The 25,699-nt window shown below is 63.5% G+C and carries 25 protein-coding genes; 9 read left to right on the top strand and 16 right to left on the bottom strand.

Annotated features, from left to right (window positions below):
* The first annotated feature begins 27 nt into the window (after positions 1-27).
* Entirely contained in the window at positions 28-1,170 is a 1,143-nt protein-coding gene (gene mnmA / locus ABMC89_RS03420; protein WP_349565204.1) for a tRNA 2-thiouridine(34) synthase MnmA, read from the top strand.
* Here mnmA and lpxB read toward each other — a convergent pair whose 3' ends face one another.
* From lpxB to frr, 11 genes are all read right to left on the bottom strand, one after another.
* Positions 1,171-2,334 (bottom strand): lipid-A-disaccharide synthase, encoded by a 1,164-nt coding sequence (lpxB, locus tag ABMC89_RS03415; protein WP_349565202.1) that lies wholly within the window; start codon positions 2,332-2,334, stop codon positions 1,171-1,173.
* Entirely contained in the window at positions 2,331-3,119 is a 789-nt protein-coding gene (locus ABMC89_RS03410; protein WP_349565200.1) for an LpxI family protein, read from the bottom strand. The genes lpxB and ABMC89_RS03410 overlap by 4 nt, the downstream gene beginning before the upstream one ends.
* On the bottom strand, positions 3,116-3,895 hold the full coding sequence (lpxA, locus tag ABMC89_RS03405) for an acyl-ACP--UDP-N-acetylglucosamine O-acyltransferase (protein WP_439655634.1): 780 nt from the start codon (positions 3,893-3,895) through the stop codon (positions 3,116-3,118). Before lpxA ends, ABMC89_RS03410 begins: the two co-directional genes overlap by 4 nt.
* Positions 3,895-4,365 carry a 3-hydroxyacyl-ACP dehydratase FabZ gene (fabZ, locus tag ABMC89_RS03400; protein WP_349565198.1) on the bottom strand — a complete coding sequence of 157 codons (471 nt, stop codon included), beginning with the start codon at positions 4,363-4,365 and terminating at the stop codon, positions 3,895-3,897. The genes lpxA and fabZ overlap by 1 nt, the downstream gene beginning before the upstream one ends.
* 77 nt (positions 4,366-4,442) lie before the next feature.
* Positions 4,443-4,958 (bottom strand): OmpH/Skp family outer membrane protein, encoded by a 516-nt coding sequence (locus ABMC89_RS03395; RefSeq protein WP_349565196.1) that lies wholly within the window; start codon positions 4,956-4,958, stop codon positions 4,443-4,445.
* A gap of 67 nt (positions 4,959-5,025) precedes the next feature.
* A complete protein-coding gene (gene bamA / locus ABMC89_RS03390) occupies positions 5,026-7,383 on the bottom strand; it encodes an outer membrane protein assembly factor BamA (protein WP_439655633.1) in 2,358 nt (785 codons plus the stop codon).
* Positions 7,384-7,779: 396 nt separating this feature from the next.
* Positions 7,780-9,132, bottom strand: coding sequence for an RIP metalloprotease RseP (rseP, locus tag ABMC89_RS03385; RefSeq protein WP_349565192.1), 1,353 nt, complete (start codon positions 9,130-9,132; stop codon positions 7,780-7,782).
* Between the two features lie 4 nt (positions 9,133-9,136).
* Positions 9,137-10,309, bottom strand: a complete 1,173-nt coding sequence (dxr, locus tag ABMC89_RS03380; protein WP_349565190.1) for a 1-deoxy-D-xylulose-5-phosphate reductoisomerase — start codon at positions 10,307-10,309, stop codon at positions 9,137-9,139.
* 3 nt (positions 10,310-10,312) lie between these two features.
* Complete coding sequence (locus tag ABMC89_RS03375) at positions 10,313-11,119, bottom strand: phosphatidate cytidylyltransferase (protein WP_349565188.1); 807 nt, start codon at positions 11,117-11,119, stop codon at positions 10,313-10,315.
* Positions 11,120-11,126: 7 nt separating this feature from the next.
* Positions 11,127-11,867 (bottom strand): undecaprenyl pyrophosphate synthase, encoded by a 741-nt coding sequence (gene uppS / locus ABMC89_RS03370; protein WP_349565186.1) that lies wholly within the window; start codon positions 11,865-11,867, stop codon positions 11,127-11,129.
* 148 nt (positions 11,868-12,015) lie between these two features.
* Positions 12,016-12,579 carry a ribosome recycling factor gene (gene frr, locus ABMC89_RS03365; protein ID WP_349565184.1) on the bottom strand — a complete coding sequence of 188 codons (564 nt, stop codon included), beginning with the start codon at positions 12,577-12,579 and terminating at the stop codon, positions 12,016-12,018.
* A 293-nt stretch (positions 12,580-12,872) separates the two neighbouring features.
* Here frr and ABMC89_RS03360 point away from each other — a divergent pair, with 293 nt between their 5' ends.
* Positions 12,873-13,916, top strand: a complete 1,044-nt coding sequence (locus tag ABMC89_RS03360) for a sensor histidine kinase (RefSeq protein ID WP_349565182.1) — start codon at positions 12,873-12,875, stop codon at positions 13,914-13,916.
* Positions 13,917-13,925: 9 nt separating this feature from the next.
* On the opposite strand, the gene pyrH is transcribed toward ABMC89_RS03360, so the two are convergent.
* On the bottom strand, positions 13,926-14,651 hold the full coding sequence (pyrH, locus tag ABMC89_RS03355; RefSeq protein ID WP_349565180.1) for a UMP kinase: 726 nt from the start codon (positions 14,649-14,651) through the stop codon (positions 13,926-13,928).
* Positions 14,652-14,754: 103 nt separating this feature from the next.
* Between pyrH and miaA the strand changes: the two genes are divergently transcribed.
* From miaA to ABMC89_RS03330, 5 genes are all read left to right on the top strand, one after another.
* Entirely contained in the window at positions 14,755-15,639 is an 885-nt protein-coding gene (miaA, locus tag ABMC89_RS03350; RefSeq protein WP_349565178.1) for a tRNA (adenosine(37)-N6)-dimethylallyltransferase MiaA, read from the top strand.
* A gap of 87 nt (positions 15,640-15,726) precedes the next feature.
* On the top strand, positions 15,727-16,554 hold the full coding sequence (locus tag ABMC89_RS03345; RefSeq protein WP_349565176.1) for an AraC family transcriptional regulator: 828 nt from the start codon (positions 15,727-15,729) through the stop codon (positions 16,552-16,554).
* 296 nt (positions 16,555-16,850) lie between these two features.
* The gene (locus ABMC89_RS03340; RefSeq protein ID WP_349565174.1) at positions 16,851-17,897 is read left to right on the top strand and encodes an ABC transporter permease; all 1,047 of its coding nucleotides are present in this window, start codon (positions 16,851-16,853) and stop codon (positions 17,895-17,897) included.
* Positions 17,898-17,912: 15 nt separating this feature from the next.
* Positions 17,913-19,379, top strand: a complete 1,467-nt coding sequence (locus ABMC89_RS03335) for an ABC transporter permease (protein ID WP_349565172.1) — start codon at positions 17,913-17,915, stop codon at positions 19,377-19,379.
* A gap of 103 nt (positions 19,380-19,482) precedes the next feature.
* Positions 19,483-21,576, top strand: a complete 2,094-nt coding sequence (locus tag ABMC89_RS03330) for a dipeptide ABC transporter ATP-binding protein (RefSeq protein WP_349565170.1) — start codon at positions 19,483-19,485, stop codon at positions 21,574-21,576.
* Between the two features lie 82 nt (positions 21,577-21,658).
* Here the strand turns inward: ABMC89_RS03330 and ABMC89_RS03325 are convergent, their stop codons facing one another.
* The gene (locus ABMC89_RS03325) at positions 21,659-22,072 is read right to left on the bottom strand and encodes a hypothetical protein (protein WP_349565168.1); all 414 of its coding nucleotides are present in this window, start codon (positions 22,070-22,072) and stop codon (positions 21,659-21,661) included.
* 217 nt (positions 22,073-22,289) lie between these two features.
* Positions 22,290-22,886 carry a lytic transglycosylase domain-containing protein gene (locus ABMC89_RS03320; RefSeq protein ID WP_349565166.1) on the bottom strand — a complete coding sequence of 199 codons (597 nt, stop codon included), beginning with the start codon at positions 22,884-22,886 and terminating at the stop codon, positions 22,290-22,292.
* 210 nt (positions 22,887-23,096) lie between these two features.
* Between ABMC89_RS03320 and ssb the strand changes: the two genes are divergently transcribed.
* Positions 23,097-23,615, top strand: a complete 519-nt coding sequence (gene ssb, locus ABMC89_RS03315) for a single-stranded DNA-binding protein (protein ID WP_349565164.1) — start codon at positions 23,097-23,099, stop codon at positions 23,613-23,615.
* A gap of 38 nt (positions 23,616-23,653) precedes the next feature.
* A complete protein-coding gene (locus ABMC89_RS03310; RefSeq protein ID WP_349565162.1) occupies positions 23,654-23,920 on the top strand; it encodes a hypothetical protein in 267 nt (88 codons plus the stop codon).
* Between the two features lie 12 nt (positions 23,921-23,932).
* Here ABMC89_RS03310 and aroB read toward each other — a convergent pair whose 3' ends face one another.
* Positions 23,933-25,039, bottom strand: coding sequence for a 3-dehydroquinate synthase (gene aroB, locus ABMC89_RS03305; RefSeq protein WP_349565160.1), 1,107 nt, complete (start codon positions 25,037-25,039; stop codon positions 23,933-23,935).
* Positions 25,032-25,628 (bottom strand): shikimate kinase, encoded by a 597-nt coding sequence (locus tag ABMC89_RS03300; RefSeq protein ID WP_349565158.1) that lies wholly within the window; start codon positions 25,626-25,628, stop codon positions 25,032-25,034. Before ABMC89_RS03300 ends, aroB begins: the two co-directional genes overlap by 8 nt.
* Positions 25,629-25,699 lie beyond the last annotated feature (71 nt).

Raw genomic sequence — 25,699 nt, 5'->3', positions numbered from 1 at the left:
AAACCCACACGATCAGAAAGTTGTCCCATGGCGCTCGACCAGACCGCACCGCTCAATTCGCTCGGCTTTGCCAAAGCCCCCGAGGATACCCGCGTTGTCGTGGCGATGTCGGGTGGCGTGGACAGTTCGGTGGTCGCCGCGATGCTGGCCGAGGAAGGCTATGATGTCGTCGGCGTGACCCTGCAACTCTACGATCACGGTGCGGCGCTGGCCAAGAAGGGCGCATGTTGCGCGGGGATCGACATCCACGACGCGCGCCGCGTGGCCGAGGATATGGGATTCCCCCACTACGTGCTGGACTATGAGAACGTGTTCAAGGATGCGGTGATCGACGAATTCGCCGACAGCTATCTGGGCGGTGCGACGCCCGTCCCCTGCATCCGCTGCAACGAGCGGGTCAAGTTCAAGGATCTGCTGGAAACCGCCAAGGATCTGGATGCGGATTGCATGGCAACGGGTCACTATATCCAGCGGATGGTGGGGGCGAACGGCCCCGAACTGCATTGCGCGGCGGACGCGAACCGCGACCAGTCCTATTTCCTGTTCTCCACCACCCCCGAGCAGCTGGATTACCTGCGCTTTCCGCTGGGGCACCTGCCGTCCAAGGACGCGACACGCGCCCTTGCAGAACGCTACGGTCTGCGGGTGGCGAACAAACCCGACAGTCAGGACATCTGCTTTGTCCCTGATGGCGACTATGCGTCGGTGATCCGGAAATTGCGCCCCGAAGCGGCCGATCCGGGAAATATCGTCGACACGAACGGTACCGTGCTGGCGCAGCACGACGGCGTCATCAACTACACCATCGGCCAGCGCCGGGGGCTCGGCATCGGCGGGCTCAGCGATCCGCTCTATGTGGTCAAGCTTGATGCCGACCGCAAGGAAGTCGTGGTCGGGCCAAAGCTCATGCTCGCCACGCGGACGATCCCCGTGAAAGAGGTCAACTGGCTCGGCGACGAGGCATTCACATCGCGCGACGAATGGCATGTCGCCGTGCGCGTCCGCTCCACGCGGCCCCCGGCAGAGGCGATCCTGCGCCCGCTCAGCGCGACCACAGCCGAGGTCGAATTGCTGAGCCCCGAAGAAGGGGTCAGCCCCGGTCAGGCCTGCGTTTTTTACGACACCGACAGCAGCCGCATTTTCGGGGGCGGCTGGATCCACCGCGGCTGATCAGCCGCGGCCAAGCCCGTCCAGAACCGCGCGGGCGGCCCGCAATCCCGGCGGGTCGCCGCCCTGCCCCAAACGCTCCAGCGTGGTCGCCATGGCCGCGCGTTGCGCATCCGGTGCATCGAGGACGGCCTGCAGGCCTTTCGCGATCAACGGGCCTGCGCACTCCGCGCCGATGAATTCGGGCACGGCACGGGTGTCAGACACAAGATTGACCAGCGTGACCGTATCCACCAGCAACATCCGCCCGATAATCAACCGGCTGAGCCAGTTCATGTCGTAAGCGATGACCATCGGCGTTTGCGCCGCCGCAAGCTCCAGCGACACGGTTCCTGACGCGGCAAGCGCCACATCCGCCGCGCGGAAGGCCGCGCGCTTGTCGTCTGCGCTGTGGCCGTCGGTCGGGTCGATCACCACCGGCGATCCCGGCCAGTCGCGCACCAGCGCCGCGACCTCTACCGCGACATGGGCGGCGGCGGGCACGACCACGCGGATGTCGGGGCGTTGGGCCACCACGCGGGCCACGGCATCGCCGAACGGCGCCCCGAGGCGCGACACTTCCGACCGGCGCGACCCCGGCAGCACCAACAGCATCGGCGCATCGCCGATGCCATGGCTGTCCCGAAACGCCTGTGCCTGCGCATCGCTCGCCACCGGCTCGGATACCACTGGATGCCCGACAAAGTCGCAGCGCATGCCGGCGCGCTCCATATAGGGCGGCTCGAACGGAAAGAGCGCCAGAACCTGATCGATATGGCGGGCCATTTTCTCGGCCCGTTTCGGCCGCCATGCCCAGACCGTGGGCGCCACATAGTGAACCGTCCGGATGGCGCTGCGCGCTTTCACCAGCTTCGCTACCCTGAGCGAGAAATCGGGGCTGTCGATGGTGATCAGCACATCGGGCTGCATCGCGATCACCGCCTCGGCGGTCTCAGCAATCCGCCGCTTCAGGTGACGGTATTTCGGCAGGATCTCTGCCAGCCCCATGACGCTGAGTTCGGACATGTCGAACAGGCTCTCCAGCCCCTCCGCCTGCATCCGCGCACCGCCGATGCCCTGGAAGTCGATCTGCCCGCCTTCGGCCCTGAGCCCTGCCATCAGCGCCCCGCCCAGATTGTCGCCCGAGGGTTCGCCGGCAAGGATGAAGACGCGCAGCGGCCCGGTCATTCGCCGGTTCGGGCCCAGAAAACGAGCCCGTGTTCATCCGCCAGCGCCGTGCAGCGGGGGGCGTCGAGCACGATCACATCGCCCGCGTCCACGACCACGCCGCGCAGACCGGCGCGGGCGGCGGCGATGAAGGTTTCGGGACCGACGGTCGGCAGATCGATCTTGCGGGTCTGCCCGGCCTTCGGCCCCTTGAACAGGATCGCCCCCGCGCCGCGATCACCCAGCCCCGCCAGCATGGCATCGGTGCCCGCCGCATCTTCCATCGCGCGCAACGTGCCATTGCCCGCGACGCAGGCCTGACCGATGTCCTTTGCGGAAAGCTCTAGGATATGCTCTGCCGCGATTTCGGCGTCGCGGCGCATCGCGGCGTCGGGCCAGAGTTCACTGTGCACACCCCCCTTCGCCAACAGATCGGGGGCGACCTCATCCGCGCCGAGAACGGTGAAGCCGGTACGCTCGAACAGGTCCATCACCACGCGCAAGGCCCCGTCGTCCCCCTTTTGCAAGGCTTCCATGAACAGCGGGACAAGCGGCGCGGTTTCGGAATCAAGCTTGGTCGGGTCAAGCTGCGGACGGTCGATGCCACCCGCGAAACAGACCTGCGTCACACCGCGTTCACCAAGGCGCACAAGCAGCGTGCCCAGCGTTTCCAGCCGAAAGGTCAGATCGATGTCGAGGCCCTCGGGAGAGGTGCCCTCATAGGCGCAGACAACGGGCTGTGCGCTGGCGGCGGCCGCGACGGCGGCGGGCAAGGTCCCGCGCCCGGCGATCAGCGCCAGCGTCATTTCGGCGTCAGGAAGTGACGCCCGGTATCGGCCATCACGAAATCGACAATCTCGCGGACATAGGTGCTTTCCGTTTCGCGGCCCAGCCGGTCGGCGCGGTCGTGAAACGTGCCTTCGCCCTGCGCCAGCATCTGGAAGGCGGCCCGCAGGGCGGTGATGTCGCTGCGCGCCACGCCGCGGCGTTTCAGCCCGACAAGGTTCAGGCCGTCAAGATGCCCGCGGGGCGCCTGCACCAGACCGTAGGGGATGACATCGTTGGTCACCATCGTGACCGCGCCGATGATCGCGCCGCGCCCGATGCGAACCCATTGGTGGATGCCGGACAGCCCGCCGATGATGACTTCGTCCTCGATCACGCAATGGCCCGCCACGGCGGCATTGTTCACCACGATCACGCGGTTGCCGACCTGCGCGTCATGGGCGATGTGACAGCCTGCCATGAACAGCCCGTCGTCCCCGATCCGCGTGATGCCGCCACCGCCTTCGGTGCCGCAGTTCATCGTCACATGCTCGCGGATGCGGTTGCGCGCACCGATCTCCAGCCGGGAGGCTTCGCCCTTGAACTTGAGGTCCTGCGGGATCTCGCCGATCACGGCAAAGGGGAACACGGTCGTTTCCTCGCCGATCGTCGTCTTGCCGGTCACCACAACATGCGATTTCAGCACGACCCTCGCGCCGATCGTGACCTCGGGCCCGATCACGCAGAACGGCCCGATCTCGGCACTGGGATCGACCTGCGCGCCTTGTTCAATCACGGCGCTGGGATGCGTGGCCATCAGCCGTCCCCTTTGGGCAGGTCGAGCATCGCCATGAATTCGGCCTCGGCGGCCATTTCACCGTCGACGGTGGCGACGCCGGAGAACTTCCAGATCTTGCCGCCGGGTTTGCCGCGCACGGTCTTGACGTCCATGCGCACCACGTCGCCGGGGATCACCTTGCGGCGGAATTTGCAGTTATCGATGGACATGAAATAGATCAGCATGTCGGTGTCGAGCTGGTCGAGCGCCACGCCGATCATCACGCCTGCGGTCTGGGCCATCGCCTCGACAATGGTGACGCCGGGCATGATCGGGCTGCCGGGAAAGTGGCCCTGAAAATGCGGCTCGTTCATGGTGACGTTCTTGTAGCCCACGGCAGAGGTGGTTCCGTCGATCTCTTCGACCTTGTCGACCAGAAGAAAGGGATAGCGGTGGGGCAAGATCCGCTGGATGGTGTGGATATCCGCGCGCTTGAGCTCGTCGGTCATGTGTCTTCCTTCGCTTTGGCAACCGGCCTGTCCGGTGCTAGCAACTTCGCCCCGCTTGGGCAAGCGTGCGAGGCCCGCTAGTCGGGGTTCGCAGGGGCGCTTTCGGGCGCGCGTTCAAGGGTTTCACCCGCGCCGAGCACATCATTGATCCGCGCAATCGCCGCTGCCGTGATGTCGCTGCTGTTGGTGCTGATGAAGACGGTCCTGCGCTCCAGAACCACGCTGGCCCCGACGTCTTCCATCAATTCCTGAAGCACCGGACCAGCCGCGCCCAGAAAAATCTCGCGCTCGCGGTCCAGAAGACTGTTGAGCGCGCGGGACTTGGCGGCCTGTGCGGCGCGGGTCTGCTGAACGCGGGCGTCAAAATCATCCGCGAGGGGGCGGAATTCTTCTGCGGTCATCTCGGCGCGCCGGTTGGTCAGTTCCTGCTCCTCGGCGGCAAGCTCTGCCTCGATCCGGCGGTTTTCGCTGGCCAGTTCGTTGCCGCGCGCCTCGATCTCGGCGGCAACGCGCTGGCCGAAATCACTGCTGAGAAACAGCCGCTCGCTGTCGATGGTCAGGATGGGGGTCGAGGGCGGTGTGTCCTGCGCCAAGGCGGCGTGCGGCGACAGGAAAAGACCTGCCGCCAGAACACAGGATAGAAACCGGCCCGTCACCGGATCAGAACTGGGTCTGCAGGGTCACTTCGAACTTCTGCTCGCGGTCGAAGTCTTCCTTGCGGATCGCATCGGAGACGTTGAACTGGAGCGGGCCCACAGGGGTATCCCAGAAGATCGAAAACCCGATCACATGGCGGAAGGACCCGCTTTCGCCGCTGACGGTCGCACCGCCCAGATTGACGTCGGAGAGATCCCAAAGGTTGCCCACATCGTAGAAGACACCGCCGCGAATGCCGTATTCTTCCGGCAGGCCCAGCGGGAATTCCGCCTCAAGACGCCCGACAACGTACATGTTGCCGCCCAGCGTGTCGCCTTCGGCTGCGCTGGTCTCGCGCGGGCCGATGCCGCCGGGTTCAAAGCCGCGCATCTGCGATGGTGTCAGCACGAAGCGGTCGACCGCACGGTTGTTCCCGCCCCGCCATGCCAGTGCGCCGCCCGAAAGCGAGGCGCGCAGGGTAACTTCCTCGTTGAAGATGCGGCGTTCGCCGATCAGCTGTGCGGTGGTGCGGATATATTCCTGATCGCCGCCAAGCCCGCCAAGGTCCTGGCTGAAGCGGAACAGCACACCGGCGTTCGGGTCCAGCCCGGTGCGGCGGGTGTCGTAGCTGTATTCATACCCGATGGAGGAGCTGAGCAGCGCGCCCGCGTCGATATCGTCCTGAACGACCAGACCGTTGATGACCGGATCGCGCTCCTTCACCTCGATCTCCTGCGCTGTATAGCGAAGTTGCAGACGGCCGTTTTCGCTGACCGGGAAAGTCAGGCTCGGCTCGAATGTGAAACGCTCTGCGTCATAGGTCGAGAAGGACGAATTGGTTTCCGCGTAATCAAGCCGCAGACCGAACGACACGTCGCGTCCCAGCAGGGCAGGTTCGACAAAGTTCAGCCCGTAGCGACGTGCTTCGGTGGCGGTGGAAAGGTTGAGATAAAGCTTCTGCCCGCGTCCGAGGAAGTTTTCCTCGGCGAAGCTGATCGCGAGACCGAAACCGTCGTTGGACGAGAACGAGCCGCCGAAATTGAGCGAGCCTGTCGGCTTTTCCTCGACATCGACGTCCACGATCACCTGCTCGGGGCTCGACCCCTCGCGCGCGTTCACCTCTGCCGTCTCGAAATAGCCGAGGGCACGGATACGCTCGGCCGCCTGCCGGATTTCGCGCGGATTGAAGGGATCGCCCTCGACGCTGTCGAACTGACGGCGGACCACGCGGTCAAGCGTGGCGGTGTTGCCTTCGATATCGATGCGCTCGACGAAAATGCGCTCGCCGCGGGTGAGCAGGAATTCGACATCCAGCGTCAGATCCCGGTCGTTGCGGGTGATCCGCGGTTCGACCCGCATGAAATCGACGCCGTCGCGGATCGCCTGACGTTCCAGACGCGCGATATCGGATTCGACCAGTGTCGGGGAATAGACGACACCGGGACGCACCTTGACGATACGGGCATAGGCGTCACCGTCCACGTTGGGCAATTCGGAAGTGACCGAAACGTCGCCGAACTTGAATTGCTGGCCTTCCTGAATGTTGAAGCCGACGAAATACCCGTCGCGCTCTTCGGTCAGCTGGGCGTTGACCGAGTTGATCCGCATGTCGACGTAGCCGCGCGAGAGGTAGAAATCGCGCAGCAGCTGTTTGTCGAATTCCACACGATCCTCGACAAAGGTATCGCGGCGGATCAGGCGGCGGAACAGACCGGCCTGCTTGGTCCCCAGCACGCGGCGCAGGCGGCGGTCGGAATATTCGCGGTTGCCGATAAAGCTCAGGCGCTCCACCTCGACGTTGTCGCCCTCGAAAATCTCGAACACCAGGTCGACGCGGTTCTGGTTGCGCTTGATCACCTTTGGCTGGACCCGTGCGGCCAGCCGGCCATCGTTGGCATAGGCCTCGGCAATGGCGTTGGCGTCGCGTTCGGCCTGCGCAGGGTTGAACACCCGGCGCGATGTGGAGGAGATGACCTGCTCCAGCGCGTCATCCTTGATGCGCGCGTTGCCCTCGAATGAGATCCGGTTGATCGTCGGCAGTTCGGTCACGGTGATAAGCAGCGTTCCGCCCTGCGGCGTGATCTCGACCGCTTCGAACAGGCCCGAAGTGTTCAGGCGCTGGTAGGCGTCGTTCAGCTCACCCGCGCTCAGCGGCTGGCCCCGGACGATTCCGGCCTGCCCAAGGATGGCGCTGTCGCCGATCCGCTGGTTGCCCTCGATCCGGACTGTGTTGAACTGGTACTGCTGCGCGGACACCTGTGGCGCCGGAGCGATCCAGGCCGTTGTGACCAGTAATGAAAAGGCAAGACCCGTAAGGGCCGAGTTCGTAGATGACGTACGCTCAATGCCACGCGTGAAGCGTGCTGCTGACCCCAGTCTCATGGTTTATACCACTCTTATAGACACCGTTGCCAACCTGAGTACCCGCAGCGCCCCCACTTGTCAAAACCATCACGGCCCTTTTTTCAAACGCCGAATGGCCCGCGTCGTCGGACACGGGCCATGCGATGAAAGACTCGAATTTGACGCGGGTCAGAGGCTGCCCAGATACGCTCCTGCGCAGAGCGCAAAGACGATGGTGCAGAAATAGAGTGCGCGGTCCCAGTTGAGGTCCATAAGAACGCTCAAGCCACGGTAGCCTCTGGTCAAGGTTTGCATTGAAGCGCTCCTGCTTGTTTGCTTCGGTCGCACACATCCCTGACAGGCGATTGTGTCACTCGATTGGGCCAATTGTGGCGAAATCGTGGCATTTGGCCCTGCCGGCGCATTTGTTTGTTCTCAGGGGCAGAAAAGATCGTTCCCGAGCGCAAACAGCATCAGGGCCAGTACCAAGGTCAGCCCGACCGTCATCAGGATCCGAAGCGCGCCGTCGCTGGGCGGTTTTCCTCTTACGGCCTCGTAGGCGTAGAAGGTCAGATGCCCCCCGTCGAGAGCCGGGATCGGAAAGAGGTTCAGCAGACCCACGGCGGTGCTGAGCACGGCAATGAAGTTGATGAAGCTGGTGGCGCCCTGACTGGCCATCGCGCCGGACACTTTGGCGATTCCGACGGGCCCGGACATGTTGCAGGTGCTGATCGCGCCCGTCACCATGTGCCAAAGGCCCGAAATCGACCCCTTGATGATGCGCCATGTGCCTGCGAACCCGCTGCCGATCGCCTCGGTCAGGCTGGGTGTTTCGGTGGCTGCCGTGATGGCGCTGTCGCTCGAGATACCGATGCGCAGCACGTTGACGAAGCTGCCGTCGGGCTGCGGTTCGTCCGTGGATTTCGGCACCAGCGTAAAGTTCAGTGTCTCGCCGCCCCGCCACACGTCCAGCAGCAGCGGGCGCCCTTCCGAGCTTTCAACAGCGTCCTTGAGTTGCTGGAAGGCAAAGATCGGATTGCCGTCGATTGCCGTGATGACATCGCCGCTTTGCAGCCCCGCCTCGAAAGCCGCTGTTTCGGGGCCGACACCGCCAACGAGCGCGGGCAACGGATAAGGCCCCGGCACGATGCGTTCGGTCCCGTCCCGCTCCACCGTGTAGTCCAGCGCGCGTTCGACCGGCAGATTGCCCATGTAGTCCATATAGGCGTCAAGATCGTCCTGCGACGGGATCGGCCGCCCCGCTATGGCGGTGATGACATCGCCCTGCTCCAGCCCCTCGACCAGATCCGGCATGGGTTTCAGCGCGTCCACGGTCAGCGGTTCCTTGACGGTGCCAAGGCTCATCGCGATGCCCGCGAAGATGATGATCGACAATGCGAAGTTGAACACCGGACCGGCCGCGACAGTCAGCGCCCGTGCCCAGAGGGGAGCGCCGTGCATCGTGGCGCGCAGGCGCTTGGGATCGGCGGCAGCCTCCTGCATCGCGCCTTCGTCCTTGCCGGAGGCCGCGTTGGCGTCGCCTGCGAACTTCACATAGCCGCCGAAGGGCAAGGCGGCGATCTGCCAGCGGGTGCCGTGCTTATCATTGCGCGCGAACAACACCGGTCCGAACCCGAGCGAGAACACATCCGCCTTGATCCCGCACCAGCGTCCGACGATGTAATGGCCGTATTCGTGGATCGCCACGATCACCGACAGCGCGACGATAAACGCAAGAATAGTCCAGATGAGCCCGCCGAACTGCGGGACCAGAGTTACGAAATCCAATGTGCTATCCTGCCCTTTTTTTGATGGCCAATTCCGCGGCCTTGCGTGCCAGATGGTCTGCCTCGAGCACGTTATCAAGGGTCATGGTGGCATCAATATGACCCCCGCGTGCATCGAGTGCGTCAAGCGTGTCGGCCACCACATCGGCCATCTGGGTAAAGCGTATATGGCCCGCGATGAACCCGTCGAGCGCAGTTTCCTTGGCGGCATTGAACACCGCCCCGGACAATCCGCCGCGGGCCATGACCTCGCGCGCGATGCGCAGCGCGGGCCAGCGTGCCTCGTCCGGCGGGCGGAATTCGAAAGTGCCGATGGCGACAAGGTCCAGCCGCTCGACCGGCAGGTGGCGGCGCGCGGGGTGGTGCAGCGCAAAGCCGATGGCGTGGCGCATATCGGGCGGGCCGACATGGGCCATCAGCGCGCCGTCGTTGAAGCCCACCAGCGCGTGGATCATCGATTGCGGGTGCACGATCACCTCGATCCGGTCCGGATCGACCCCGAAGAATTCCCGCGTTTCAATGACTTCCATGGCCTTGTTGAACATCGACGCTGAATCGACCGTGATCCGCTGGCCCATGTCCCAGTTGGGATGGCTGGAGGCCTGTGCCACTGTCGCTTTCGGCAGATCCTCGATCGGCCAGTCGCGGAACGCGCCGCCCGAGGCGGTGATGATGATCCGCTCGACCGCCGACATATCCTCGCCGATCAGCGCCTGGAAAACGGCGGAATGTTCGCTGTCGACAGGCAGGATCGCGGCACCGTGGCGCGCGGCTGTGGATTTCACCAGATGGCCGGCACAGACCAGCGATTCCTTGTTGGCCAGCGCCAGCGTGCTGCCCTGCCCCAGCGCCGCCAGACCGGGGGCAAGGCCCGCCGCACCGACGATGGCGGACATGATCCAGTCGGCAGGACGGCTCGCGGCTTCGGTAATGGCGGCGGCCCCTGCGGCGGCCTGCACGCCGCTGCCGTTGAGCGCATCGCGCAGCTCGTCCAGACGCCCCTCCTCCGCGGTGACGGCGATATCCGCGCGCAGGCGGATCGCGTCCTGCGCGAGCTGGGCAATGTTGCCGGCACCGGTCAGCGCCACCACATCGTAGTCATCCGGAGCCCGGGCGATCAGATCGATTGTGTTCTGCCCGATTGATCCGGTCGCGCCGAAAATACTGATCCGCCGCATCGTTTATCCCAGACCGGGCGGGAAGCCGATGAACTGGCCGATGATCAGCAGGAACACCGACGCACCCAGCATCCCGTCGAAACGGTCCAGCAGACCGCCGTGGCCGGGGATGAGGTTCGAGCTGTCCTTGACGCCCATCTTCCGTTTCATGCCGGATTCCGCCATATCGCCCATCTGCGAGGCCATCGACACCGCAACGGAAATCCCGATGAGTTGCAGGCCGACACCGGTGTTGAACGAAAAGATCAGGCCGACGATCGCGGCAGCAACCCAGCCTGCGGCAGTTCCGGACCATGTTTTCTTGGGGCTCACGCGGGGCCAGAATTTCGGGCCGCCGAAGGTGCGACCGGCGAAATAGCCCACCACATCGGTCACAACGACCACCAGAACCAGCCACAGCATCCAGCCCACGCCCATGTCATCGCGCACCTGCATCAGGCCGAAACCCGACAGCAGGATCATCACCGTGAACGACATGAAGATCGTGCGGTTGCGGTCAAGCTGTCCAAATCCGAAAAGCGCGGGCGCCAGAAGCAACGGCAAGGCAAAACCGACCGGCAGATAGACCGAAGCCAGCACCGCAACGCCCGAAAAACCGCCCAGCAACAGCGGGCCGCGATTGGCGTCTGGGCGCAACATGCCCACCAGTTCCCAGATCATCATCCCGCAGATCAGCGCCACGAGGACATGGAACACATGCCCGCCCAGAAATACCCCCAACGCGCCGATCAGCACCATGGCCGCCCCGGACGCCATGCGCGCCGCCAGATCGGACCATTTGTCCTGCTGCGTCTCGTCCCCGTTGGTCATCGTGTCCTCACGTCTTCACAGCGCCGAAGCGGCGGTCGCGGTTGCCGTAGGATGCGCACAGGCGCCCGAATTCCTCGCGGCTGAAATCGGGCCAGAGCGTATCGATGAATTCATATTCCGCATAGGCCGACTGCCACAGCAGAAAGTTCGAGATCCGCGCTTCGCCGCTGGTGCGGATCACAAGGTCCGGATCGGGAAGAACGTAAGTATCAAGGTACTTTGGCAGGGTTTCTTCATCTACCATCTCGGGGTCAAGCCGCCCGCTTGCCACATCCTGTGCCAGCCGCTTGGTGGCGCGCGCGACCTCGTCGCGGCCCCCGTAGTTCAGCGCGATCGTCAGGTGGACACGGGTGTTGTGGGCGGTCACTTCCTCAAGCTCGTTCATCAGCTTGATCAGTTTGTCGTCCAGCCGTACACGGTCACCGATGAACCTGACACGCACGCCTTCGGCGCTCAGCGCACGCGTTTCCTTGGTGATGTAGCGGCGGAACAGGCTCATCAGGCCCGCCACCTCGACTTGTGTCCGTTTCCAGTTCTCGGTCGAGAAAGCGAATATCGTCAGGTATTCGACCCCCAGATCGGGGCATGCCTCGACCACTTCGCGCACGCGCTTGGCCCCTGCGTGGTGGCCAAACAGGCGCGGCCTGCCGCGCTGGGTGGCCCAACGACCGTTTCCGTCCATGATGATCGCCACGTGACGCGGGCCGTCCGGTGGCGGTGTCTGGGCCGGGGATACTTGTGCGATCATGCTGACCTTTCTCGGCGAAGCAACGGGGGCAGAGCGCTGCGGCATCTGCCCGGTGAGGGAGCAAGAGCTGCTCCCGAAAGCGGGGCCTCCGAGGCGTCGCCCTGTGCAACAGCAAAACGCTCCGCCTGAGCGCTTTCGGAGGGCTGTTTCAAACCTGCATGATCTCCGCCTGCTTGGTTTCCAGCAGCTCGTCCACTGCGGCGATCTGCTTGTTGGTGAGATCCTGAACCTCGGTCTCCCAGAATTTCTGGTCGTCCTCGGACAGGCCGTCGCTCTTGGCTTTCTTGATCTGGTCCATGCCGTCGCGGCGCACATTGCGAATGCTGACCCGCGCATTTTCGGCGTAGGATCCGGCGACTTTCGTCAGCTGCGTGCGGCGCTCCTCGTTCAACTCGGGGATCGGCAGCATGATGATGGTGCCGTTCAATTGCGGGTTGATGCCCAGACCGCTTTCACGGATCGCTTTCTCGACCTTGCCGACGAGCCCCTTGTCCCAGACATTGATCGTCACCATCCGCGGCTCCGGCACGTTGACCGTCCCGACCTGGTTGATCGGGGTCATCGACCCGTAGGCATCGACCATCACCGGCTCAAGCATGGATGCCGATGCGCGCCCGGTGCGCAGGGAGGCGAATTCGGTCCGCAGCGATGCGATCGCCCCCTTCATCCGCCGCTCAAGATCATCTGTGTCCAGCATAAAATCGTCAGACATGAATAGGCCTCGTCTTCTGTTTTGTTGCTTGAAGGGTGTAGAGCATTGGTGCGGCCATGGAAAGCCGGGTTTATGCTCATCTCGTGGCCTGCAAAGGACCGCCGACAGGGTCCGCAACCGGCGCTATGGCGCTTGTCCGATGTGTCGGATGACATAATTTGGTGATATTCTAGAATTCCTGAATTTCAATACTATGTCTTCAACTTGAAAATTTACACGATGCGCGCAACAGCCGCGAAATCCGACCGAACCACCACGACCGCCCCAAGCGGCGGACCAGAACAGGCCCGATCATGTCGAACGATGCGTCCTCTACCGCCCAAATGTCGCGCCCCGCAGTCCCTGTGGAGGCATTCGAGCGGACCTCCTATGCCTTTGTGCTGACCAACCCGCTGCTCAAGGACAACCCGATTGTCTATGTGAACCGCGCGTTCGAGCGGATGACCGGATACAGCAACGAGATGGCCGTGGGTCGCAATTGCCGGTTTCTGCAAGCCGGCGATACCGACCAGAAGGGGATCAAGCGTCTGCGCGCGGCGATTTCCGCGCGCGAGCCGGTGACCGTGGTCCTGCGCAACTACCGCGCGGACGGATCGATGTTTCTGAACCGGCTGATGATGACGCCCTTGAACACGGACGAAGGCGAGACACCCTATTTTCTGGGTGTGCAGTCCATCGCGGAAAGCGAGGATGATGCGGAATCCAAGGTGCTGGACGCCTTGTCCGAGATCCAGCACCGGGTGAAGAATCACCTTTCGATGATTATCGGCATGATCCGCCTTCAGGCCCGCGATACCGTCGATACGGCCGGAAACGAATTCGAAACCCTCGCCCGCCGGGTCGAGACGCTGCAACTGCTCTACGAGGAAATGAACGCCGCGAACGCGACATCGCGGGATTCGAACAAGGATTCCGTGAACCTTGGCGCCTACCTGACGCGCGTGTCCAACGCGATTGCCTATATCGACGGGCGCAGCGGCGTGCGCGTGAACATCGACGCCGACGAATACCGTGTCCCGATGGAGACGGCGACGCAGCTGGGGCTGATCGTCTCCGAAGTCATGACAAACGCCATGCAGCACGCCTTTGTCGACCGCGACTCAGGATTGGTCGAAGTGCGTTTCAAACAGCTCAGCGAAGGTGTGTTGCGCATTCAGGTCAGCGACGACGGCGTGGGGATCCCCGAAGGGACGGAGTGGCCGAAGAAAAGCTCGCTGGGCGGACGCATCGTGCAGCAGCTGACCAAGGGACTGAAGGCCGAGATTGCCGTCGAGCGCGGCCTGTCGGGCACGATTGTCACGCTCGACGTGCCGCGCGAGTTGACGCAGACCGAGTAATCCGGCCCGCTATCCCTGAACGCGGGTGTAGGTGCCCTGCCCTGCCAGAATGCCGCGGAACCCGCCCGGCTCGTCCAGCGAGAAGACAATAATCGGCAGATTGTTGTCACGCGCCAGCGCAATGGCGGATGCGTCCATCACCCCCAGCCGCTTGGCCAGAACATCGTCGTAACTGACCGTATCATAGCGGACCGCATCGTCGAACTTGGCCGGGTCCTTGTCGTACACCCCGTCGACCTTGGTGCCTTTGAAGATCGCCTCGCAGGACATTTCATTTGCGCGCAGGGTCGCGGCGGTGTCGGTGGTGAAATAGGGGTTCCCGGTGCCCGCCGCGAAGATGCACACGCGCTTTTTCTCCAGATGGCGCACGGCGCGGCGGCGGATGTAGGGCTCGGCGACCTCGTTCATCGTGATCGCCGAAATGACCCGCGTATGAATGCCCAGCCCTTCCAGCGCGGATTGCATCGCCAGCGCGTTCATCACCGTGGCAAGCATCCCCATGTAGTCTGCGGTCGTCCGTTCCATCCCCTGCGCGGATCCTTGCAACCCGCGAAAGATGTTGCCGCCGCCGATGACCATGCAGATCTCGACCCCCATATCGTGAACCGATTTCACCTCGGCGGCGATGCGTTCAACGGTCGGCGGGTTCAAACCGAACCCCTGATCTCCCATCAGTGCCTCACCGGAAATCTTGAGCATGACGCGGCGGAAAGTCGTTTGCGGCTGGTCTGACATGGGGCACCTTTCGGGGAGCGTTATTTTCTGAGGCTTTCGCCGTGGCCCAAAATGTCGCAAACAGCGCCGAGGTTCAATGCAGCGCGAGGGAGAGCGGCGAGAAATGTCGGATGCGGTTTTCAACGCCCTGCTAGCGGATATCGACCCGAAGCGCCCGGTTCTGATCGCGGGGCCCACGGCATCGGGCAAATCGGCGCTGGCGCTGGCCATCGCGCAAACGCAGGGCGGTGTGATCGTGAACGCCGACGCAAGCCAGGTCTATGAGTGCTGGCGTGTGGTCACCGCGCGCCCCTCCGCCGAGGAAGAGGCCCGCGCGCCCCACCTTCTCTACGGTCATGTGCCCTTCGATGCGCCCTATTCCGCCGGTCACTGGCTGCGCGAGGTCGCACCGCTGCTGCAGGGCGATCGGCGTCCGATCATCGTCGGCGGCACCGGCCTCTATTTTGCGGCACTCACCGACGGGCTGGCCGAGATCCCCGCGACACCCGCAGACGTGCGCGAGCGTGGCGACGGGTTGACCCGCGAGGCGATGCTCGCCGATCTGGACGCCGACACACAAGACCGCATCGATTGCGCCAACCGTGCCCGCGTGCAGCGCGCGTGGGAGGTGCAGACAGCCACCGGCAAAGGGCTCGCCGCGTGGCAGGACACCACGGGCGCGCCGCTGCTGCCGCCGGGGGCGGCCACGCAGATCGCCTTGCGGGTGGAGCGCGCGTGGCTGAACGACCGTATCGAGCGGCGCTTCGACGCGATGATCGCGGCCGGCGCCCTCGACGAAATCGCGGCACAGGCGGCGCAGTACGACCCCGCACTTCCCGCGCACCGCGCCATCGGCGTGCCCGAACTGATGCAGCATCACCTTGGCCGGATCACGCTGGAGGAGGCCCGCGCGCAGGCCGTGATCGCCACGCGCCGCTACGCCAAACGCCAGCGCACATGGGTGCGCAACAAAATGGCGAGTTGGAGGCAGATCGACCTTCCGGCATGATTCCGCGTCCTTAGAAACGCCGCTTTCCGAATCCATAGATCCCTTTATGGTTGTAGCTATCGACCGGCAGATTCAGGAGTTCCGCACATGGGGGATCACGGTATCCGCATACTCAGCCTTGCAGGTCTCAGCGGTGGTCAGGAGTGGCGATTGCGCATGGTCCACGACCGTCCGCAACACACGCTTTTGTGGATCACCCGCGGCCAGGGGCGTCTTTTGCTCAACGGACGCCTGCGCGGCGTCGGGGTTCACAACGCGATCTTGCTGCCCGCGCGGTCGCTGTTTTCGCTCGATCTGGGGCGGCAGGGATTCGGTCAGGCGGTGCTGATCCCGCCCAGCAGCTCGCTGCGCCTGCCCACCGATCCGTGGCAGCTGCGCGTGCGCGACGGCGATGCACAGGGGGAACTGACCGCCCTCATCGAAACCGCGCAGCGCGAACAGGCGATGAAACGGCCGCTCTTCGAGGATGCAATGGAGGCGCATGTGGCGCTAATGTCCGTCTGGCTGCGCCGCCAGATCGCGCTCGAACAGAGCGCCCGCTCGACACCCACCGACGCAGAGGCGCTATCGGCCCGATATTGCCAGGCACTGGCCCGCGACTTTGCCAGCGGTGCCAGCGTGCCCGACTATGCCGCGCGGCTGAACGTGAGCGCGACGCAGCTGACACAGGCTGTGCAGACCGCAACAGGCCGCAGCCCCGCCGACCTTCTGGCGGAACGGCTGGTTCACGCCGCGAGGGTCATGCTTGAGACCTCGGCCCAATCCGCGCGCAACATCGCGACGCATCTCGGCTTTGAAAGCGATGCCTATTTCGCCCGGTTCATCCAGCAGCACACCGGCAAGAGCCCCGATCACCTCAGACCCGGTGCCGGTGCCGCAGCGGCTGCCCCGCACGCCCGCGTCCGCTCCGCCTGACCACCCGGTTTTGGACGACCCCTGTCGTTTTTAGCACTCGATGTCGCAAACAGGACGTTGACGCCCATGCCCCTATCGTGCCTCATTGGGGCAACGGGTCCGCGCGGCAGCGGCGAGATCCTTGAAACGATAAGATCCGGACACCCGGACCACAGGGGGAACAGACTTAGACGCGGAGGCATCTTCGCGCCGGTCGCGCCACGGGGCGGCGGCAGTGATTTTCAACAAAAGCGCGGACGCCTGTCCGCACACCGGGGGGCCAACCCACCGGACGCCACCAACGGGGGCCGATATCCATGGGACTATTCATTCTCAGACGTCTGGGCGTGATGTTGCTGACGGCCCTGTGCCTGACGTTCATCGTGTTCTGGCTGACGAACCTCTATCCGAACCTCGAAAAGCTTGCCAAGACGCAGGGCAACTTCCGGATGAGCGACGAGGCGGTCGAATCCTATCTGGGCAATCGCGGCTATCTTGACCCGCTGCCGCTGAAGTTCGCCCAATGGCTGGGTGTGGCGCCGGGATGGGTGACGGAAACCGAAGACGGCGCGGTTTTCGGGCGCTGCTTTCCCGAGGGCACGCCGCCCGAGGAGCGTGATACCTTCTGCGGCGTCTTGCAGGGCGACTGGGGATATTCGACCGTCTTCAAGGACGAGGTCGGAACAATCGTGGCCACCCGTCTTGCGCTGACCGGCAAGCTGATGGGCTGCGTGTTGCTGCTGATGGTGCCCATGGCGCTGATCATCGGGGTTCTTGCCGGCATGAAGGAGGGATCCAAGCTCGACCGGTCGTTGTCCACGGTGTCGATCACCACGACGGCGACGCCGGAATATGTCTCGGGCGTGATCTTTATCGCGGTATTTGCGTCCTCTGCATTCGGGCTGAAATGGTTCAAGGGCTCGGCCACCACCGCCATGGAAAACGCCACCTTCGAGAACTTCTTCCTGCCGGTGCTGACCATATCGCTCTACGGAATGGGCTATATCGCGCGGATGACGCGGGCCTCGATGACCGAGGTGATGACCGCGCAATATATCCGCACAGCGCGCCTGAAAGGCGTCAGCTTTGGCAATATCGTTGTCAAACACGCGCTGCGCAACGCGCTGATCGCGCCCTTCACCGTCATCATGTTGCAGATCCCGTGGTTGCTGAACGGTGTTGTCATCGTCGAGACGCTGTTCAACTACAAAGGCTTTGGCTGGGTATTGGTGCAGGCGGCGGGCAACAACGATATCGAACTGCTGCTGGCCGTCTCGGTCGTATCAGTGTTCGTCGTGCTCATGACGCAGCTGATCTCGGATATCGGCTATATTTTCCTCAATCCGCGCATTCGCATTTCGTAAGGGAGGAACAGGATCATGGAACAACTGACATGGACCGGCGCACTCACACCGCTGAACCTGTTTCTCGCCCTCTCCGTCGCCATACTGGTGATCGCAAGCGTGGTGCAGATACTTCTCAGCATCGCGACCAGGTCCGGGGGGCGGTCGGTCTATGCGGACGGGTCACTGTCCGCCGACAAGGGCGCGAGCGGGCTGGTGGGCATGGTGGTGGAATGGAGCTTCTACGCCACCGTCCTCATCGTGTTGGTCTATATCGTCGGCGGTGTGCTGATGGGCCCCACGGCGGGGATCATCGGCGGAATGAGCCGGCAATTGCTGTCGGTCTGGATCGCGCTGGTCGTCACCTTCGGCGCCTCGATCGCCTACAAGCGCAAGCTGGGACTTTATGGCAAGCTTTTCGACAGTACCGTGGGGATGATCGGCTTCGGGCTGGTGATGTTCTGGGTCTATGCAGGCTTCTTCGGCGGGGTCATGGACTGGGTCACCACGCACGACACGCTGAGCCAGTATTCGGGCATGAAAAACGAAGCCCCGGGCACGCCGCTGCGCGGTGCCGAGGAAGGCGCGTACCAGTGGTTCCTGCTGGGCGGGGACAACCTTGCCCGCGACGTGTTCAGCCGCCTGTTCGACGGTGCCTGGGTGGTGGTCAAGATCGCGCCATTCGCCACGCTCTTTGCCTTCATGGTGGGGATCACACTGGGGCTGCCTGCGGGCTATTACGGTGGCAAGCTCGACACGTTCCTGTCGTTTCTGGCGAACCTGATCCTCGCCTTTCCGGTGATCTTGCTGTTCTACCTGCTGGTGACACCGGAGATCGTGCTGACCGGCATCCCCAACTACATGGCGCTGTTCCTCTTCGTCTTTCCGCTGATCTTTCTCGCGATCCTGCTGAATTCGCGCTACTACACGCAGCCGACCTTCCGCACACCGCTGCTGATTGTCGTGCTGGGGGTGGGCGCGTGGCTGTACCTGTCGCTGGTGAGCACCGATGGCGCGGTCGTGGCGACGCCGACCTACGTCATTCCGGGCTTGCCGCGCTGGCTCGACGGGTTTGACATAGACCCCAACCTGCTGGTGGTTTTCGTCTCCGTCGTTTTCGTGAACGCGCCCACGGTTTTCCGGATCGTGCGGGGCCTTGCCATGGACATCAAGACCCGCGACTACGTCGCCGCGGCGCAGACCCGCGGTGAGGGTCCGTGGTACATCATGCTGTGGGAAATCCTGCCCAACGCGCGCGGGCCGCTGATCGTCGATTTCTGTCTGCGCATCGGCTATACGACCATCCTGCTGGGAACACTGGGCTTCTTCGGCCTTGGCCTTGCGTCGGAAAGCCCCGACTGGGGGACAACGATCAACGCGGGCCGACGGCTGTTGTCGATCTATCCCCATGCGGCGATTGCCCCCGCGGTGTCGCTTCTGACGCTGGTGCTGGGGCTGAACCTGCTGGCGGACGGTCTGCGTGAAGAAAGCCTGAGGGACTGACCGAGAGGACGGGACCGAGGGGCCAGCCCCTCGGGCTCCCCGGAGTTTTCGGGCAAAATAGAGAAGATCGGGACCTGTGCGCGATCTGAGGAGTGAGAAGACCATGGCGAAACGTGACTATGACGGGCCCATTCTGGAGATCGACAAGCTGTCGATTTCTTTCTTCACGCGGCTGCGGGAAATTCCCGCGGTAATGGATTTTTCGGTAGCCGTGCAGCCGGGTGAAGCGGTTGGTCTCGTCGGGGAATCCGGCTGCGGCAAATCCACCGTCGCGCTGGGCGTGATGCAGGATCTGGGCAAGAACGGTCGCATCGTGGGCGGATCGATCAAGTTCAAGGGCCGCGATCTGGCCGAGATGAGCGACGAGGAGCTGCGCGATATCCGCGGCAGCGAGATCGCGATGATCTATCAGGAGCCGATGGCATCGCTGAACCCCGCGATGCGGATCGGCAAGCAGCTGATGGAAGTGCCGATGATCCACGCGGGGATGTCGGAAAAGGAAGCCTACGAGCGGGCGCTTCAGGTGGTGACGGATGTGAAACTGCCCGATCCCAAGCGGATCCTTCAGGCCTATCCGCACCAGCTGTCCGGCGGCCAGCAGCAGCGCATCGTGATTGCCATGGCGCTGATGAGCGAGCCGTCGCTTTTGATCCTCGACGAGCCGACAACGGCGCTCGACGTGACTGTCGAGGCGGCGGTTGTCGAACTGGTCAAGGATCTGGGCAAGAAATACGGCACCTCGATGCTGTTCATCTCGCATAACCTGGGGCTGGTGCTGGAGACCTGCGACCGGATCTGCGTGATGTATTCCGGCGAGGCGGTCGAGCGCGGCTCCATCGCCGATGTCTTCGACGAGATGCAGCACCCCTATACGCAGGCCCTGTTCCGGTCGATCCCCCTGCCCGGCGCGGACAAGAACGCCCGGCCGCTGGTTGCGATCCCCGGCAACTTTCCCTTGCCGCACGAGCGGCCCGACGGGTGCAATTTCGGCCCGCGCTGCAACTACTTCGAGGCCGGGCGCTGCGACCGCGGCACCATTCCGATGCTCGACGTGCCCGGCAATGAACGCCACGCCACCCGCTGTGTGAAATTCGACGAGATCGACTGGAACGCGCCCCCCGAGGATGCGATCGTCAAGCAGAAGGGCGAGGTTGGCGATGTGATCCTGAAGATGCAGGATCTCAAGAAATACTATCAGGTCGCGGCGAACGCCCTCTTCGGCGGCGGCCAGACCAAGGTGGTGAAAGCAAACGAGACGCTGAGTTTCGAGGCCCGTGAGAGCGAGACGCTGGCCATCGTCGGCGAATCCGGCTGCGGCAAATCCACTTTCGCGAAGGTGCTGATGGGGCTCGAGACGGCGACGGACGGGCAGATCCTGCTCGACAACAAGAGCATCGGTGATGTGCCCATCGAGAAACGCACGACGCAGAACGTCGCCGACGTGCAGATGATCTTCCAGAACCCGTTCGATACGCTCAACCCGTCGATGTCGGTGGGCCGCCAGATCGTGCGGGCGCTGGAGATCTTTCAGATCGGCAAGAACGAGAAGGAGCGCTGGCAGCGGATGCTGGAGCTTCTGGATCTGGTGAAACTGCCCCGCGAATTCGCGACCCGGATGCCGCGGCAGTTGTCAGGGGGCCAGAAGCAGCGCGTCGGCGTTGCCCGCGCCTTTGCGGGCGATGCGCGCATCGTTGTCGCGGATGAGCCGACATCGGCGCTGGACGTGTCGGTGCAGGCGGCGGTCACCGATCTGCTGATGGAGATCCAGCGCGAGCAGAAGACCACGCTTCTGTTCATCAGCCACGATCTGTCGATCGTGCGCTATCTCGCGGACCGCGTCATGGTGATGTATCTGGGCCATGTTGTCGAACTGGGAACAACGCAGCAGGTCTTCTCTCCGCCCTACCACCCTTATACGGAGGCATTGTTGTCGGCGGTGCCGATCGCGGACACGCGGGTGAAGAAGAAAAGCATCGTGCTGGAGGGCGAGATTCCTTCCGCGATGAACCCGCCGTCCGGCTGTCCGTTCCAGACGCGCTGTGGCTGGAAATCGAAGGTTCCGGGAAACCTGTGCGAGACCGAGGTCCCGCCGATGCGGAAGATGGCCGACGGTCATCAGGTGAAATGCCACCTGTCGCAGGAAGAGTTCGACGGGATGGAGCCCGTGATCGAGACGGAAGGGGTTGCGGCGGAGTAGCCGCTGCGCCGGTTTTGAAAACGAAAACGGGCAGCTCTAACAAGCTGCCCTGTTTTTCGGGTGGCGCGATGGTCCGGCGGGATCAGAAGAGCGGCAGATCGATCAGTGCGGAGCCGACAACAGCGGGGAAATAGGCTGCGCTGAAGAAGAAAAAGCCCGGCAAGCGGCGGCGCATCGTGGAGGCCGCAATTGCCATGACCGGACCTGCACAGAGGCCGATGACAGCCGCGATGGTCACATAGCCGTTGTATTCCCAGCCCGGTCCCCACGGCATTGCGGCATTTTCCAGACCCGCGGCAACCGTGCCGATGATCATGCCCAGCACGAGCCCCATCAGAACCGTCTTGTAGTACCGGCGCGCCGTTGGCGCCGTGTCCAGAACCGGGGAGCTGTACATGGAGGTCGCTGTTCCGTCACCCTGAGCCATATGCGCAGAGCTGTTGCCGCTGCGGTTGTGGATGCGGGCAATCCGTTCGTTGAATGCGTCGCGACTCATGTTGACGGTCCTCAGTACTGGTACGAGGACGAATATTGCCCCCGATCAAGGCCAGATTGGGGCGACTGATGGTTGTGAATGAGGCGATCCGGACCGGGTTTTCAACGGCACAGGATAAAGGCAGGTAAAACAGATCGTTAGAGATTTTGCCTACAATTGGCTTACGTAAGGTTAACGCTGCGTCACCTTGCAGAAGCGGCGTCGAAAATGACCGAATTCACTGTCCTGCGATGATCTTTACGTAGTTTTTCGTCTCGCGGTACGGGGGAATGCCGCCGTATTTCTTCACCGCACCGGGCCCCGCGTTATAGGCGGCAAGCGCCAGCCGCCAGGTTCCAAAGGTGTTGTACTGCTGGCGCAGGTACCGCGCCCCGCCTTCGAGGTTCTGCGCGGGATCACCGGGATCGACGCGCAGTGTTCTCGCGGTTTCGGGCATAAGCTGCGCCAGACCCAAAGCGCCCTTGTGCGACCGTGCGGAAGGGTTCCAGCCGCTTTCCTGCTGGACAAGGCGCAAGAAGAGATCCTCGGGAATGCCGTGCTTGCGGGCCGCGGTGCGCGCAACGGCCAGGAATGGCCCCTTGTAGCGCCCGCGGTATTTCTGAACCCCGGCCCCGTCGCCCCATTTCGTGGGGGTCACGACCTTCGGCGGTTGCAGACGAACGGAGTTGTTATATTGCTTGGACGCGCGGCTATCGAGGATCTTGGTCTGCGACGCGAAGAGCTTGGCACGGTTCTTGGACGAGAAGATGTCGGCCGAAGCCGGTCCGCCGAGCACCATCGCCCCAACCAGAAAACCTGTCATCGCCTTGCGCATTCTGCCCCCTGACGCGGTCGTCGTTGCGGGGCACTATACCGCAGCGATGGTCGAATGCCATCCCTGAATGCCCCTGCCGCGCTCCCCCGATTTGGGGACAAAAGCCGGTGGTTCTGGCCATGGTTCACGGTATAACGGGTGAAACCGGCGGCGGGCGGATTCGATCCGGTCGCCCGCCCCAGGATCACGCGAGACCAAAGGGAGAGCAGCATGGCAGGCTCCGTCAACAAAGTAATTCTCATCGGCAATCTGGGCCGCGACCCCGAGGTGCGCAGTTTCCAGAACGGCGGCAAGGTGTGCAACCTGCGCATCGCCACCTCCGAGACGTGGAAAGACCGCAACACCGGAGAGCGCCGCGAGAAGACCGAGTGGCACTCGGTCGCGATCTTTCAGGAAGGTCTGGTGCGCATTGCGGAGCAGTATCTGCGCAAAGGATCCAAAGTGTATATCGAAGGCCAGTTGCAGACACGCAAATGGCAGGACCAGTCCGGCGCGGACCGCTATACGACCGAAGTGGTCCTTCAGGGCTACGGCGGCACGCTGACCATGCTCGACGGGCGCGACGGCCCTGCGGGCGGCGGTGGCGGTGCCGGTGGTTCCGGCGGTGGCTACGAGGATCGCGGCGGCGGATATGACGGCGGCGGTTACGGCGGTGGCCAGGGCTCCGGGTCGGGCGGCAGTTCGGGCGGCGGCGGGGCACGCGACCTTGACGACGAAATCCCCTTCTGATCAGCGCCTTGGGCCCTGAATTGAAAGTCTTGCTGGTGGTGTGGGCGTCGATTTGCGCCGCCTACACGCTGCTTTACCCCGCGCTGTCGCTGACCTCGCTGAAACGGCTTGTGGTGGTTGACAGCGCGGTGACGGTGGCATTGCTGGTCGTCATCGGCGTGGTCTACGCGGGAAGCGGCATCGGCTTTTCCCTCTTCGGGCTGGCCTTGCCGTGGTGGCTCTATACGCTGGTCACCGGCATTGTCATCGAAGTGCCGCTGTTCATCTGGTACTGCCGCGCCTACGGCGTCGATTTCGACAGCTGACGCGCGGCCCGGTCAGGCCAGCGCATCGCGCAGCACATCGAGCACCGTCTCACGCGGGACATCCGCCGTGACGAACGCATCCCCGATGCCGCGCGCAAGGATGAAGCGAAGCTGGCCTTCGACCACCTTCTTGTCCTGCCCCATGAGATCGAGAAGCGCCTCGGCATCCGGCAGATCACCGTCGATGTCCGTGGGGTCCGTCTTCATCCCCATCGCGCGCAGGTGCGCGCGCACGCGGCTCGGGTCCTCCTGCGCGCACAGGCCAAGGCGCGCCGAGAGATCAAAGGCCAGCGCGCAGCCGATGGCCACGCCTTCGCCGTGCAGCAACCGGTCCGAGTAACCGGTCGCGGCCTCGAACGCATGACAGAACGTGTGGCCGAGGTTCAGCAGGGCGCGATCCCCCTGCTCGGTCTCGTCCCGCACCACGATCTCGGCTTTCATCTCGACCGAGCGGCGCACAGCCGCCACACGCGCCTGCGCGTCGCCCGCAGCCAGCGCGGGGCCGTTCTGCTCGAGCCAGTCGAAAAACGCGGCGTCCCCCAGCAGGCCGTATTTCACCACTTCGCCGTAGCCCGCCAGAAAGTCCCGTGGCGTCAGCGTGGCCAGCACGTCGATATCGGCCAGCACCAGCGATGGCTGGTGGAACGCCCCCACCAGATTTTTACCATGACGGGTGTTGATGCCGGTCTTGCCCCCGACCGAACTGTCGACCTGCGCCAGCAAAGACGTCGGTATCTGCACGAACCGGACCCCGCGCCGCAGCACCGCGGCGGCAAATCCGACCAGATCGCCGATCACCCCACCGCCGAGGGCAATCACGATGTCGCCCCGCTCAACCCGCTGATCGAGCAGCCATTCGACACAGGTCTGGAGCGCCTGCCAGTTCTTCGTCCCTTCGCCGGGGGCCAGTGTCAGGCACTCGGACGTGATGCCCGAAGCGTTCAGGCCCGCCTGAAGCGCGTCGAGGTGCAGTGCCGCAACGGTTTCGTCGCTGATGATCGCCACACGTGGACGGCGCAGCAAGGGCGCGATCCGGGTTCCGGCCTGCGACAGCAACCCCTGGCCGATGACAACGTCATAGGCGCGTCCCGGCAGATCGACCGAAACGGTCTCAGTCATGTGTTCTCTCCAAAACGTCCGGCCGCATCAGCAGCGTGTCGATCACACGGTCGGCCATCGCCTCGATGCTGATCTTTGCCTCGCAGGGCACGCGCAGTTCGGCCAGCCGGTAGATGGGCGTGCGGGCCGCGAAAATCTCCGACAGGGTACGCTTGGGATTGTCGGTGCGCAGCAGCGGGCGCGAGTCCTTGTGGCGCACACGGGTCCAGAGCAGATCCAGATCGGCGTCCAGCCAGACGGCGACCCCCTTGTCTGAGATGTTGCTGCGGTTGACCTCGGCCAGATAGGCGCCCCCGCCGGTCGACAGGATCCCCCTGTGGTGCTCCAGCAGACGCCGGATCACCTCGGCCTCGCGTTTGCGAAAGAACGCCTCTCCGTCACGCTGGAAAATCTCCGGAACGGTCAGGTTGGCCGCGGCCTCGATCTCGGCGTCGCTGTCGAGGAACGGCACACCGATCTTGGCGGCGACAGCCCGGCCCACGGCGGTTTTTCCCGCGCCCATCATACCGACCAGCGCAACCGTCTTTTTCAGACGGAATGCCTTTGTTTTCGCGCCCGTTTGTGCGGCAGTGTGCTCAATTTCGCTCATAGGTCTCTGAATGACGTGATCTTGCCGAAAAGGCCATATATAGTTTGCTTAATTATAGGCTGAAAAGGCGG

The sequence above is a fragment of the Sulfitobacter sp. HNIBRBA3233 genome (assembly GCF_040149665.1).
Classification (GTDB): domain Bacteria; phylum Pseudomonadota; class Alphaproteobacteria; order Rhodobacterales; family Rhodobacteraceae; genus Sulfitobacter; species Sulfitobacter marinivivus.
This window is presented reverse-complemented; position numbering and strand designations above follow the sequence as displayed.